This window comes from Polyangiaceae bacterium (assembly GCA_015075635.1).
Lineage (GTDB): Bacteria > Myxococcota_A > Polyangia > Polyangiales > Polyangiaceae > JADJKB01.
Genome location: JABTUA010000001.1, coordinates 2,678,830 through 2,692,333, shown reverse-complemented (window position 1 = coordinate 2,692,333; position 13,504 = coordinate 2,678,830). Strand labels below are relative to the sequence as shown.

The window sequence follows — 13,504 nt, the reverse complement described above, 5'->3', positions numbered from 1 at the left end:
GGACAGGGGTCAGCCCTTGGCCTTGGCGTGAACGACGATTTCCTGCGCGGTCGAGAGGGCTTGGTGGAAGCGGCGGAGGCTCTCGAGGTCGCTCTTCGGCGGCCCGGACCCGCGCCACAGCTCGACCACGCGCGCGCGCGGCTCCAGGGCGCGCTCGGCATCCCGCGCTTCGAAATGGCGCCGCGCGATCTCAGCGTCCGCCGCGCTGGCCTCGCCCTTGCCCAGGCGCTGCCAGAGCCCGCGGATCCGCCCGAGCGCCGCGCCGCAGTCGGACTCCTCGCAGCGAAGCTCGACGAGCAGCGCGGCGGCGCTGCTGCCGCCCAGGGCGGTGGCCCGCGCATGACTCTCGCTCAGGCCGCCGAGGGCCTGCTCGAGCCAGCCCCCCGGCCGGTTCGCCAGGTAGACGGTCCACTCGGCGTCGCGAGATCGGCTCGGGGCGATGGGGTAGGTCAGGTAGATCCGCGCCTGGTCGGGGCTCGGAACCTCCACGTTGACCTCGCCGCCCTGCGGGGGCTTGCGGCTGCCGGCCGCGCACGCCGTCGGCGCGCTGCGTAGCGGGCGGAGCCAGCGTTCGAGCACGCTGCTCACCGCCTCCGCCTGCTGGTCCTTGGCGTTTGCCAGGACGGCGAGCCGGAGCGGGCCGGAGAGCAGCAGGCGCCGCCGGGTGTCCGCGGTCAGGGTGAGGCTCTGCGAGACCGCTCGCCAGGTGCCGCGGGGGTCGAGCCACGACGGATGACCGCCGCTCGCGGCGTCGAGCGCCGCGAAGTACCCCCGCTGGCCGCCGCCGAGCTCGCCGAGCAGCTCGTTCTTTGCTTCGGCGATGTCGCTGCCGTTGAGCTTCGTCGCGACCAACGCCCGCCCGAGCGCGTCGCCCACTCTGCGTGCGTGGTCCTCGGCGCTCTCGCTCGCGCCGGCGCGCGGCGCGTGGGCGAGCAAGCCCACGGAGTCCGGGCTGACCCATGGCTCGATGTGCACGCCGAGGAGACCGCTGCGCCGCTGCGCCAGCGTGCGCCCGAGCAGCTCGTGGATGCCGGCGTCGTCGCTCGACTCGGAGCTCGTGCCGCAGGGGCTCGCGACGAGCGCCCAGAGCTCGCCTTGGCCGCTCTCGACGCGCACGCGCCGCTCGAGCGTGCGAGTGTTGCGGGCGGCCTCCAAGCCGGCCAGCGCACGACCGAGCTCGCTCTCGCTGGTCGCTGCTCCCAGCCACGACACCGCGCGGCGCGTGGGGCCGCCGGCCGCGCGCGTGGTCAGGACGCGCCAGGCCGCGGCGCCGGCCGCGTCGGCCGGGTGCGTCGGGCGCAGCACGGCGTCGTCCAGGGCGCTCGGATGTCCCTTTCTGGAGTCGAGCTGCAGGCGGGTCTCCTCGTCCACGACGCTGGCGGCCCGCGCGACATCGAGGGGCCCGGTGGACGGCGAAGGCGCCCGCACGTCGACGCGCAGGCACGCCCCGCGCACCCGGGTGGTCGCGACCACCCGGTCCAGGCGGAACGCGCCGTCGAGGGCGCCGAGGCGCGTCGCGAGCACCGAGCCTGGCGTGCCCAAGGTCTCGGCCACCTCGAGCGCGCGGGCGGCGTCCGCCACGCGGAAGGCGACCGAGAGGCGCCGCTCGCTCGAGCTCGCGCTGCCGATGCTGTCGGCCTCGGGCCACCGGTCGATCGGCCCGGGCCCGCTCGGCCACTTGTCGCCGCTGGCCACCGCGGAGGCCAGGGCGTCGAGCACGGCGCGGGGTCCGACGGCGGCGAACGCGACCGAGCTCGCGCCGCCGAGCTGGCTCCGCCACTGCTCGAGCGCCTGCGCGTCCGCGGGCTCGGGGGGCGTGTTGCCGGCGCCGCTCTCCGTCACGCCGAGCTCACCGGAGCACGCCTGAACGGCGGCGTCCGCCGCGCCGCGCACGCGGGGCGCGCGGAGGCGTCCTCGCGACCGGTCGCCCTCCTGGACCGGGCTGCCGAGGGCAGCCGTCGCCGCCCGTACGAAGCGCGTGGCGTCCGCCGGCGTCGCCACCAGCGTCGAGAGCACCACGCCCAGCCCGTGGGCTTGTGCGCGTACGTCGCGGAAGCCTGCGCGGCCGAGGCGCGCTTCGAACAGCTCCGCCAGCGCGAGCGAAGCCTCGGAGCCGAAGTCGTGGGCCACGCCGACCGCCACCGCCGCCATGGGGTCGCCGTCCCGCTGCACCAGGCCGATGGCGGGGCGGTCGTCCAGCGTCCGGAGCTCGAGCACGGCGGCGCCAGGGGATGCCGCGCTCGGGCTCGGCGTCTTCGCAGGCTGAGCGTGCTGGCAGGCGTACGCGAAGACGAGGGCAGCGAGCGCGCCCAGGGTGCGCCCCGGTCCGCGCCTCACAGCTGGATGTCGTCCTTGGTGCGCGGCGAGATCGCGAAGTTGTAGAAGTACTGCACGACCCCGGTAACCGACTTGTACTTGGTGCCGGTGGCGAAGGGCAGGTTGGTGCCCTCCACGTCGAGGAGCGCGTTGTTGATGGTCGGGAGCTTCTTGGCGTCGCTGACACCGGGCACGTCGAGACGCACCGAGTAGCGCCCGCTGGTGGCCTTGAAACCCTCCGATTGCGCGCTCACGTTCTCGACCCGCACCAGCATCCCGATCCACTTGCGTCCGGTCTCGTAGCTGGCGAGGTCGCCGAGCGGAATGACGATGGGCTCCGGCACCTGGTACTCGAAGCGCAGCGATAGGGTGCCGCCCACGATCTCCGGCAGCGACTCGCAGCTCTCGGCGTCCGCGGGATCGGCGCAGGTGAACGGGCTCGACGACGGCCCCTCGAACTCGTCGTAGGTCCCGCGCACGTCGACCACGTCGCCGGGAGCTACCCGCAGTGTGGGCGGGCTGAAGCTCGAGTTGAACAGCGTGATGCCGCCGTGGGGCGGGGTCGCGCCGCCGACGGGCAAGTCCTGCGCGTACAGGTTGCCGAAGCTCGCGCCGTCTCCGGTCTCGTCGTAAGTGTCGAGCGCGAGCACGCTCACTCCCGTCACTTGCACCAGCGTGCCGTCCGGAGGGTGGGCCCCCGCGCGATCGTTGATCTGGTGCAGGCGCTGCCCGCTGCCCAGGATGTCGCTCTGGCCCGGCGGGACTTTGTCCAGGTCGCCGGGCGCGCCCTCGCCGCAGCCCAGGGCGAGGGGAGCGAGGCACAGAGCGAACAGGGCCTTCACGCCCTCAGGGTTAGCACAGGCTGGCCACCCGAGATCAAGCCGCGAGCCGGCGCTGGACCAAGAGAGCCTCGAGACGGCTGCGGATCTTGTGCTTCTTCGAGTAGACGGTCTTGACGCTGATCCCCATCTGGAGCGCGATCTCCTCCGGCTCCAGGCCCTCGCCGTAATAGTGGGTGATGAACTCGCGGTCCTTGTCGCTGAACTCGCTCAGGATCTCGCTGACGATGCCGACCTGCTGCCTGAGCACGCAAACATCGTGGGGATCGGGCATCTCGGAGCTGAGCCCCTCGGCCTCGCTCAGCGTCCCGCGCTTCGGTTCACGCTTCAGCGAGCGCAGGTAGTCGTAGGCGCTGTGGATGGCCAGCATGCCGATCCAGCTGCCGAGCTTGTTGCCGCGTCCCGGCTCGAAGCTGCGCAGCTTGCGTTTGTCGTTTGCGAGCAGCTGCACGCACAACATGGCGTAGATTTCTCGGACGTCGTCCGGCCCGACCACGGCCGAGAAGCGGGCCGTCACCCGGGTGATGCAGCGGTAGATGAGTCGCGCGTAGCGGTCGTTGAAGTCACGCCAGGCGCGCTCCTGGTCGGCGATCATGCCGGCGAGTAGGATCGCCTCGCTCTCCACCTCGCTCGGGTCGGCGGGGCTGTCGGTGGGGACGCAGGCGAACTCGGGGCTCATCATCGCTCGGCTCCTTCGGGGTTTCGAGCCGGCCTAGAGCACGCCGCGTGCCAGCGGATTTTCTCCTAGTTTCAGCTAGTTACAGGCCGTAACAGGGCGTCACAGCGTCACGCTCGGGTGTCACAGCGTTACGCGCGAGCGGCATCGTGGCCATGATACGCGGGCCCGCTCGCGAGCCTCCCCGCCTCGGCGAAACTGGCGGATGGCTCGCTGCGTCATGGTACGGTGACGCGCCGTGCCGCCCCGTGTGAAAGCGATCTTGCTGCTCGCGTGGGCGCTGTTTCGCACGGTGCTGCGGCTCACATTCGGCAAGAAGGTCGACGGGATCGCGCGTTTCCGCGAGAACTACGCGGCCGATCGGCTTCCCCCGGTGACCCCGCCGGAGCGCGAGGAGCTGGCCTTGTTCGGGCGCTGCATCGCCTGCGGGCTGTGCGATCGAGGGGAGGGCGAGCGCATCGTCGCCTCCGGGGGTCGCTACCGCGGCGTCATGCCGCTGATGCTGGCCGCGTCGCGCAGCATGCCGGACTTCCACGCGGCGCGGATGTCCTTTGCGTGCGTCCCCGAGGAGGTGCTGGCGGACAAGGAACAGCTCTGCCCAACGCGGGTTCCGATGAGGAAAATCGCGCGCTTCGTCCACGACAAGGCCGAAGAGCTCACACGCTCGCTGCCGCCTCCCTCCGTCCGGCCCGAGCGACCTGCTCGCAAAAAAGCTCCGCCGCGAGGGCGAAAGCCGTCTCCCCAAGCCGAAAGCCTGTAGTAGACAGGCACGGCGATGACCAACGGCGAGGACGTACCTCTCCCCCCGCTCGACGGGTGGGCACTCATCCTGGGGGCCTCGAGCGGCTTTGGCGAGTCCGCGGCGCTGGCGCTCGCGCGCGCGGGCGTGGACATCATCGGGGTGCACCTCGACCGCCGTGGCACCATGCCGCACGTCGAGCAGCTGGTGCTGAAGCTCCGCGGCATGGGCCGTGAGGCGTGGTTCTACAACGTCAACGCCGCCGACGAGCAGAAGCGGGCCGAAGTGCTCGACGACGTCGCCAAGCGGTTCGCCGAACGCGGCCAGGGCGAGCAGGTGAGGGTGCTGCTGCACTCGCTGGCGTTCGGCACGCTCAAGCCCTTGGTCGGCGAGGAAGCCCTCAACCAGAAGCAGATGGACATGACGAGCGACGTCATGGCTCACAGCCTGGTCTATTGGGTGCAGGACCTCTTGGTGCGGAAGCTGCTCAGCAACCAGGGCCGCATCTTCGCCATGACCAGCACGGGCGCGGCGCAGGTGTGGCGCGGCTATGGCGCGGTCAGCGCTGCGAAGGCGGCGCTCGAGTCGCACATCCGCCAGCTGGCGTTGGAGCTGGGTCCTCGGGGCATCACCGCGAATGCCATCTGCGCGGGCGTGACCGATACCCCCGCGCTGAAGAAGATCCCCGACAGCGAGACCATGAAGCAGGTCGCGATCCGCAAGAACCCCTCGCACCGGCTGACGGCGCCGGACGACGTGGGCCGGGCGCTGGTCGCTCTCGCGCAGCCGTGCACCTATTGGCTCACCGGCAACGTGCTGTACGTCGACGGCGGCGAAGCGCATTCGGGGTGAGAGCTCCGCTCCGCGGACGACCCCAAGCGCCTCGCGACGCTTCCCACCGGTCCGAACGATCGGCGCCGGGTCCGGCCGGAGTCCGCTTCAGCGTACCAGCGTCAGCTTGGCGGCGACGCCGAAGCCGGCGATGTGCCCGCTCTCTTCGGCGACGTACACGTCGCAGCGCTCGTCGACCCGGAGCAGGTCCGGGATCAGATCCGTGGGGACCGTCCCCAGGATCTCGCCGTCCCGGGGCCGCACCACGTGGACCTGGTGCTGGGGGACGAAGAGCGCGCCGCTGCGCAGTACCGGCTCGAGGCGGCGGGGCTGGTCGGCGTCGACGTGGCGGGGAAACACGTGGCTGTAGCGCACGTCGCCGCCCTCGCCATCGAGGCAGAGCAGCGTGCCCGAGGCGCTATTGCCGACCAGATCCTGGTCCACCGACAGCCACGACGTGCTCGGCGCCGCGATCCCCGGTTCCCTCAGCCAGGCCGGCGCACCCGTCGCACGGTCGAAGGCCGCGAGCCCGCTGCCCCGGCGATCACGCACCGGGATCACCACTCGGTTCGGGGTGAGCAGCGGCGGCTGCCCTTGTGCTGGTCGCTCGTCGATTTCCGCCGTCCAGCACGACTCGCCGCTCCAGGGATCGAGCTTCAAGAGTCGTGCCCCGCTCTGCCCGCTCACCACCGCGAAGGCGGCGTCGTGGTCCACGGCCAGGTCGCCGGTGAAGGGCAGGCGCTCGCGTACGCGCCACACGACCTCGCCGCTGGCGACGTCGAGCGCCACGAGCACCGAGTCGCCGGCCACCAAGAGCAGCTTGCCCGCGCGGCGCACGCGGTAGGCGCCCGGGCGGCGCAGCGTGTGGCGCCAGCGCACCTCACCCGAGACCAGATCGATGGCGGTGACGGTGCGCTCCCCCTCTGCCACGGCCAGGAGCTTCGGCAGCCCGGGGGTGTGGACCACGGCGCCGGCGGCGCCCCCACCGGAGCGAGGCTCGAGCGTGAGGGAGAAGCGGACCTGCCCGTCGTCCAGATCGAGCAGCGCGATGCGGCCGTCGGGTGAGAGGCGAGCGATCCCGGCGGGCGTCACCACGCTCGCTGCACGCGTGACGGGCACGCGCCAGAGCAACGTGCCGTGGGAGCGGTGGATGCAGGCCATCTCGCGCTCGGAGCCCACGATCAGGCGGTCGCCGCACAGGAAGGTCCCGCGCAGGTCGATGTTCGGCACGGTTGCGACCCAGCGCGGGACGAAGCGCATCTTGCCGCCGTGCTCCCAGCGCCCGCGGGTCTCGCTGCGCCGGGGCGGAACCGAGAACGAGCGGTAGCTCTCCGGCTGGCTGTTGGTCAGCGAGTCGTCGGCCAGGGCGTCCTCGACGCGCTCGGACAGGGCCCGGCACTGCGTGTTCAAGGAGGTGATGCGCAGGTTCCGGGCCTGGCTCGGGTCGGCGCTCACGAGGCTGTCCGTCAGGGCGCGGGCGAAGCGCACGAAGGACTGCACCAGCGCCGCAGGGTCGAGCTCCGGGAAGGTGATGCGCTCCGGGCCCGAGGCGGGGCTGTGGACGCCGAGCGACAGCGGCTGGTCGCCGACGCCGCGCTGCACCGAGATGCGTGCGCTGCCGAGCTCCACCCGGCGGAACAGCGCGCGGCCGTGCTGCCAGGCGTCGAGGGCGTCGTCCGCGAGGGCCACCAGGCGCTCGGCCAAGAGGAACAGGTGCACGTTGCCGAGCGGTGCGCTCCGGCCTCGGATCGAGAAGCCGGCCTCGCCGGCAGCCAACAGCGAGTGCAGGTCGGCCCGCTCGAGCTTGCGCTCCGACAAGGCCTCGATCCCCGCGCTGCCCTTGCGGAGCTCGGCGCGGGCGAAGACTGCGATGCCGCGGGTCGCGCGGGGTGCCAGCTCGACCTGCTGGCGCTCGATCGGAGCGAGCTCGACCCGCTCGGCGTTCTCCAGCGCGTGCGCGGCGCCGCGGATGGCGCCCTCGATGGCCCGGCCCGCGCCGCTGAGGGGTGCCTCGGCGAGCGCGTTCTGCACTGCGAGGCGGAGCTCCACGAGCGGGACGCGCCGCTCGTAGACGGCGACCTCCGGCAGCGGCCCGCTGCGGAACACGCTCAGGAGCACGCTGTCGGCGTCTGCCTCGAGCCCGAGCTCCCAGACCTCTTGGTCCGAGTAGAGCTGGACCGTGGCGCGGCGGCGCCGGCCAGAGACCAGGTTCGCCACCGCGTGGGCCAGCTCCGCCAAGATGGGCAGGGCGTGGGACTCGCCCACTCGGGCGGTGACGTTGACGCCGTCGACGACGACGTCGAAGAGCCCCGACAACGGCTCGAGCGCCGAGGGCGGCGCTTCTCGTGGGGGGCGAACGACTACGTGGATCGCGCTCATCCGGTGTGCGAAATCGTAGAGGACTGTCCCCCCTCGACCCGAAGTTTTGCGTTTGCTTTGCTGAAGTTTGGACAGCCAGAGAGGACGGGGCTAGGGCGGCGCACGGGGCTCATGTCGAAGGGATCGGGCAGCGCGCGCGGCGCATGGCTGGGCGCCCTGTCCGCCAGCGTCTCCGTCATCGCGCTCTGGGGCTTCACCGTCGACGACGCGTGGATCACCGCGCGCGTGGCCCACCACCTGGCCACGGGAATCGGCAATCGCTTCAATCCGGGCGGCGCGGTCGTGGACGCGGTGACGCCCCTCGGTTTCGCGCACCTGCTGTCGCCGTTCGCGGTGCGCGGACCCCACGCCGCGCTCGACGCCGCCCGCCTGCTCGGCGGGCTCGGCTGGGTCGGGGCGGCGGCCTGGCTCGGGCGCGAGCTCGCTCTGCGTGGCACGCGATCGGTGCGCTTCGCGCCGCTCGTGCTCGTGGCCGCGTCGGTGCCCCTCGGCGCTTGGGCCACCGCGGGTTTGGAGACCGGGCTGGTGGTCACGCTCTGCACGCTGGCGCTCTCGCCGAAGCCCGTCGGCCCGCTCTTCGCCGGGCTCGCCGCGGCCTGGCGACCCGAGCTCTTGCCGTGGGCCATGGCGCTGGGCATCGGCACGGCGCTCGCCCGCGAGCGCCGACCCGGGCCGGCGCTCGTGGGGCTCGCCCTCGCGGCGGCGCCGGCCGTGCTGGTCGCGTCGATCCGGCTCTGGGCCTTCGGCTCCGCCATGCCGCTCGCTGCGCTGGCGAAACCGGCGGGGCTCGACGACGGGTTGCGCTACGCGCTCGGCGCCTTCTTGCTCACGGGCCTACCCGTGTTGCTGCTCGCGCCACGTGCGGCTCGGCTGCTCGGGCCGCACGAGCTCGCGCTCGGGTTGGCCGCGCTGCTGCACTTCCCAGCCGTGGCGCTGGCCGGCGGCGACTGGATGCCGTCGTTCCGCTTGGTCGTGCCCGTCTTACCGTCGTGTGTCTGGGTGGGAGCCGCCTTGGCGGAGCGCGCCGCGCTCTGGGCGACGGCGCTCCGCTTCGCGCTCGGCCTCGGGCTCTGCCTCCATCTGGGCTTTGGCCTCGCGCCCGCTTCGCGGCGGATCTACGCGCAGCGGCGCGCGCTGGAGGAGAGCGGCCGTCGCGCGCTCGCCGGGGCAGCGCGCATCGCGACGCTGGACGTGGGCTGGGTCGGGGTGGCCACGGGCGCCTTCGTGGTGGACGTGGCCGGTGTGACGGATCCCAGCGTGGCGGTGCTGCCCGGTGGTCACACCTCCAAGCGGCTGGATGAGAGCTTTCTCTCCGCACGCGACGTCGACGCGGTGCTCGCGCTGTGGGACGGAGAGCGCGGCGGTTGGTACCGTAGGAACGACGCCAGGCTCGCCGAGCTCGCCGAGCTCGCGGGCTTCGTGCGCGGCGCCGAGCTACCGCTCGCCGGCAGCAACTTCCGCTACGTCGTGTTCAGGCGGGCGCCCGGTCGCTGAGCCTCGGTCGCGACGCCAGCGAGCGCGGAGCGCATCTCCCGCGCGTCGGCGTAGCGGTCGCGGACCAGGGGCGCGGTGGCGCGCTGGATGATCGCGCCCAGATCTTCGGGCACGAGCCGGTGCACGCCCGAGTCGTCGCTCTCTGCGCGGAGCGCCTGCGCCAAGCGGTCCGTCGGTTCCTTGCCGCTGAGGCAGCGGTAGAGCAGCGCGCCCAGCGCGTAGAGATCGCTCCTGCCATCGATCTCGAGCCCGCTCTCCTGCTCCGGGGACATGTAGCCAGGCGTGCCGAGGGGCACGCCGCTCAAGGTCAGGCGAGGCTCCGCCCACTCCACTCGCGCGACGCCGAAGTCGAGCAGCTTCACCACCTGACCTTCGTCGACCAGGAAGACGTTGCTGGGCTTCAGGTCCCGATGCACCACGCCGGCGGCGTGCACCGCGCCGAGCGCGTCGCAGAGCTGCAGCGCGATGGGCAAGAGCTCCTGACGAGCGAGCGTTCCGGTGCGTGCGAGGCGGCTCTCGAGCGACTCTCCCGCGAGCCGCTCCATGACCAAGAAGCAGGTGCCGTCCGGGAGGTGGCCTTCGTCGAGGATCTCGACCACGTTCGGGTGCCAGGAGAGCCCCAACGCCGCGGCCTCGCGGCGCAGCCGATCGGACACCACGGAGTCGTGGGCGACCGCGGCCTTGAGCAGCTTGAGGGCCACGACTTCGCCGTCGGACGCCCGCGTGGCTTCCCAGATGGTTCCGATGCCGCCGGCCCCGAGGCGCTTCTGCAAGCGGTACTGACCCGCCACCATGGAGCCTTCGCGGAACACTTGGGCCTGCCGCTCCCGCGCGTCGCGGAGCGTGGACGCTCGCTCCAGGACCCCGATGCGGTGCAGCTGCTGGGCCCCCGCGGCGCGGCGCCGGCGCTCGCTCGCGATGGCGGCGCTGGCGAGCCCGCCGACCAGCGCGCCCGCGACGGTCGCGCCGAGACCGGCGGCCAGCGGCAGGCCGAGGCCCAGGCTGGCGAGCCCGGCCGGCGCGGCTCCGGCGCCGAGACCCAGCGCCCAACGCGGCGCCGGCTCGGGCTGCCAACTCGCATCGACGTCGATCACCAAGGCCTGCATGTCGCCGCGCACGTCGACCCGCGCCGGCGGGTGGCCAAACAAGAGCGGGATGGCCGCGAGCTCGGCGGCGCGGGCCAGGCACAAGAGCCCGTCCTTCTCCAGCTCGCTCTCCGGGTGGATCGGCACTACGCCCCGCCACGAGGTAGGGGTCGAGTCGACGCTGACCCAGCGCTCGGTCATCACCTCCTCGCCTCCCGCCTGGTCGAGCTGCAAGAAGGCGGCTCTGACGCTGCCTGCCCCGCGTAGTACCCGCGTCCAGACTCCCAGGTTCTCCGGGTGGACCACGCTGGGGGTGATGCGACGGATCTCGCCCCGGCCGTAGCGCGAGGCGAAGGCCTCGAGCGCCGCGTGCCAGACCTCGCGCGACAGAGCGCGGCTCTCGTCTTCCAGGTAGTCGCGGTCCAGACGGATCGCCCCGAGCAGGTGGTCGGCGGCGGCCCGCCCATGCCGCGTCTCGGCATGCAGGACCAGCGTCTTGACGCGCGACGCCGTGGTGTTGCCCCTGGCGCCAACCCTTCGCACGCCGAGCAGGGTACCAGATAGACTGCTCGGCCATGGCGCGCCTCTCCGACCAGCTGGCAGATTGGCTGTCGCGCGTGGAGCTCCTCGCTCGTGGGGCCGAGCGGCATCGCGTCGAGGCCGTGCGTGCGCTCGCCGCCGGTCGCGCCTGGGAAGCCCGCGAGCGGGCGTTCGCCATCCTGGACGAGATGCCGCGCTCGCGGATCGGCCTCTTGCTCTGGGCGGACGCCGCCGAGGCGACCTTGCTCGACCACGAGGTCGTCGAGGCGCTCGAGCGCCTGGGCCGGGAGCTGCCGTTCCGGGCCGACGTCTGGTACCGCCTCGCCGCGGCACGTCACCGGCTGGGCCAGGCACCCGAAGAGGATCTGTTCCGGGCCGCCGAGCTCTCGGAGCCGGCCAGCGCCGCTGACGCCGCGCGGCTCTGGCTCGCCGACCTCGACCGCGCGCGGGGCGACGCCGCCCGCGCCGAGCGCTGGCTCAGCCAGCTCAGCCTCGCCGGCCGTCGCTCTCAGGCGGCAGCTTGGCGGCGGCTCGAGCTGTGTCTCGACGCCAGCGACGGCCGCGGCGCGCGAGAGATTGGCGCCGCTCTCGACCCCCCGCCCACCCTGGACGCGCGCGGCTGGCTGACGCGCGCGCGTGCGCTGTCCCTCGACGGGAGCGCGGCGGCGCTCCACGCCTGGACGCGCGCGATCTTGCTCGACGCGCCGGGGCTCGTGCCGGCCCTCGCCGATTACGTGTCGCGCCGCGCGCCGGCGGACGTCCGCGCGCGCTTGCGGGGGCTGGCGGCAGAGAGGGGCCTCGCCGACGAGCCGCTCTTGCGCGCGGCGTTCGCCGTCGCCGAGGGCTCGCTCTCGGTCGCCCTCGGCGCCTTGGCCGAGGCCGCGGCCGCTGGCACGCCCGACCTCGCGGAACGCTACCTGGGGCTGGCCCTCGAGGTCCGGGACGCCGAGCGGGTGAAGCACGCCGCCGAGCTGATCCGGGCAGCCGGTGGCCGCGTCGCGCCGGAGGTCGAGGCGCTGCTCGCGGCGCTCGGGGCGGCGGACGACCTGGCGCGCTTGGACGCGCTCGACGGCGCGGGGAGCTCGGCCTACGCCGAGGCGCTCCGGCGCGAAGCGTTCGCGCGCTGGCTGCCCGAGGACGGCCCGGCGCGTTTCGCGGAGATCACCGCCGAGCTCGGCCGGCTGGCGCGCGGCGCCGGCGACTTCGAGATCTGGCCGGAGATCGCCGGCGTGGCGCGAGACGTCGAGCGGCCGCTCCGCGTGGCCATCGTGGGCGAGTTCAACGCCGGCAAGTCGTCGCTGATCAACGCGCTGCTCGGCGAGGACGTCGCACCCGTGGGGGTCTTGCCGACCACGGCGACGCTCAACTACCTGGTCTGGGCTCCAGATCGATTCGCGCGCATCGAGCGCAGCGACGGCGAGGCCGACCGCGTCGTGCCGCACGCGGAGCTCCGGCGCGCGCTCGGGGAGATCCCGCCCGAGAGCGTGCGCAGAGTCAGCATTTACGCGCCGCTCGAGCTGCTCAGGAAGATCGAGCTCACGGATACGCCGGGCTTCAACGCGCCGGACTCGGCGCACGCAGTCACGGCGCGGGCGGCGTTCCGTGACGCGCACGTCGCGCTCTGGCTCCTGGACGCGACGCAGCCCCTGAAAGACAGCGAGCGCGTCGTGCTGGAAGAAATCCGCGCGCAGGGCCTGCCGCTGGTCGTGCTCCTGAACAAGCTCGATCGTCTCGGCGACGACTCGGCCGAGCTCGAGCGCGCGCTCGGGCACGTCCGGGACGGGCTCGCCGCGCTCGGTGTGGAGCCGGAGGGCCCGGTCGTGGCGCTGTCCGCGCGCTTGGCGTTGGCAGGCAAGGCCGGGGACGGAGACGCGCTCCGGCGCTCGCGCTTCGGCGAGGTCGAGGAGCTGGTCGAGCGGGTGCTGGTCGGCAGGAGCGAGCGGCTCAAGCAGCGCGTGCTCACGCGCCGTTGCCTGGAGCTCGCGGAGCGGCTGTTGGCTCGGGTCGAACGGAGCGCGGCCGAGAGCGCCCGGGCCGAGAGCGAGAAGAGCGCGCTCTCGACCCGCGTCTCGCAGGTGCTCCTGGCGCTGGAGAGCGAGCGCGAGAAGCACCTGCGCGCCCTGTCGGCCGCGTGCGAGCGCGCGGCCCTCGAGTTCGTCGCGGACACGCGGCGCGTCGCCGCGATTCTGGAGGACCCGGGAGCGCGTCGCTTCGTCCGCGCTCGCGCGCGCGTCGTGTTGGCGGAAGCGCTGGTGGACGCGACCTCCTCGAGCTTCGGTTTCAGCGAAGCCGAGCTGCCCGTGCTGCGGCGCGCGCTGCGCCCGCGCGTCCAGGCGCTGTCGGCGATGTCGGCGGTGCCGCTCCTGTCTGCGGCCTTGGGGGAAGGCGGCCGTGAGCGCGACCAGAGGGAGCCCGAAATGACCGACGTCAGCCGCGACCTCGCCATTGCCCTCTTCGAGGAGGCCGTCGCTGCGTTTGGCGACCTCCGGACCGACCTCGAGCCCCGAGCCGTGCCGCCCGTGCTGGCCCGGTCCCGCAGTTTGTGCGCAGCGCTGCGGGCCCGCGGCGCGAGCTTTCTTTGAATGCCCACGAGCTTTTGCCGTCT

9 protein-coding genes are annotated in these 13,504 nt (G+C 73.1%); 4 read left to right on the top strand and 5 right to left on the bottom strand.

Features of this window, described 5'->3' with window-relative positions; genetic code table 11:
* Positions 1–9: 9 nt before the first annotated feature.
* Genes HS104_12115 through HS104_12105 form a run of 3 tightly spaced genes read right to left on the bottom strand, consistent with a single transcriptional unit; the run spans position 10 to position 3,834 of the window.
* Positions 10–2,337 carry a hypothetical protein gene (locus HS104_12115; GenBank protein MBE7480714.1) on the bottom strand — a complete coding sequence of 776 codons (2,328 nt, stop codon included), beginning with the start codon at positions 2,335–2,337 and terminating at the stop codon, positions 10–12.
* Complete coding sequence (locus HS104_12110; protein ID MBE7480713.1) at positions 2,334–3,158, bottom strand: hypothetical protein; 825 nt, start codon at positions 3,156–3,158, stop codon at positions 2,334–2,336. The genes HS104_12115 and HS104_12110 overlap by 4 nt, the downstream gene beginning before the upstream one ends.
* 34 nt (positions 3,159–3,192) lie before the next feature.
* Complete coding sequence (locus tag HS104_12105) at positions 3,193–3,834, bottom strand: sigma-70 family RNA polymerase sigma factor (GenBank protein ID MBE7480712.1); 642 nt, start codon at positions 3,832–3,834, stop codon at positions 3,193–3,195.
* 235 nt (positions 3,835–4,069) lie between these two features.
* Here HS104_12105 and HS104_12100 point away from each other — a divergent pair, with 235 nt between their 5' ends.
* Both HS104_12100 and HS104_12095 read left to right on the top strand, forming a co-directional pair.
* Positions 4,070–4,591, top strand: coding sequence for a hypothetical protein (locus HS104_12100; protein ID MBE7480711.1), 522 nt, complete (start codon positions 4,070–4,072; stop codon positions 4,589–4,591).
* Between the two features lie 15 nt (positions 4,592–4,606).
* Entirely contained in the window at positions 4,607–5,422 is an 816-nt protein-coding gene (locus tag HS104_12095; GenBank protein ID MBE7480710.1) for an SDR family oxidoreductase, read from the top strand.
* Between the two features lie 87 nt (positions 5,423–5,509).
* On the opposite strand, the gene HS104_12090 is transcribed toward HS104_12095, so the two are convergent.
* The gene (locus HS104_12090; protein ID MBE7480709.1) at positions 5,510–7,780 is read right to left on the bottom strand and encodes a PQQ-like beta-propeller repeat protein; all 2,271 of its coding nucleotides are present in this window, start codon (positions 7,778–7,780) and stop codon (positions 5,510–5,512) included.
* A 111-nt stretch (positions 7,781–7,891) separates the two neighbouring features.
* On the opposite strand from HS104_12090, the gene HS104_12085 reads away from it, so the two are divergent.
* Positions 7,892–9,274: a hypothetical protein gene (locus HS104_12085; protein MBE7480708.1), complete on the top strand. Its 1,383-nt coding sequence runs from the start codon at positions 7,892–7,894 to the stop codon at positions 9,272–9,274.
* Here HS104_12085 and HS104_12080 read toward each other — a convergent pair.
* Positions 9,241–10,902 (bottom strand): serine/threonine protein kinase, encoded by a 1,662-nt coding sequence (locus tag HS104_12080; protein ID MBE7480707.1) that lies wholly within the window; start codon positions 10,900–10,902, stop codon positions 9,241–9,243. The two genes, HS104_12085 and HS104_12080, sit on opposite strands and share 34 nt — an antisense overlap.
* Before the next feature lie 32 nt (positions 10,903–10,934).
* Between HS104_12080 and HS104_12075 the strand changes: the two genes are divergently transcribed.
* Positions 10,935–13,481, top strand: coding sequence for a dynamin family protein (locus HS104_12075; protein MBE7480706.1), 2,547 nt, complete (start codon positions 10,935–10,937; stop codon positions 13,479–13,481).
* Positions 13,482–13,504: the final 23 nt, after the last annotated feature.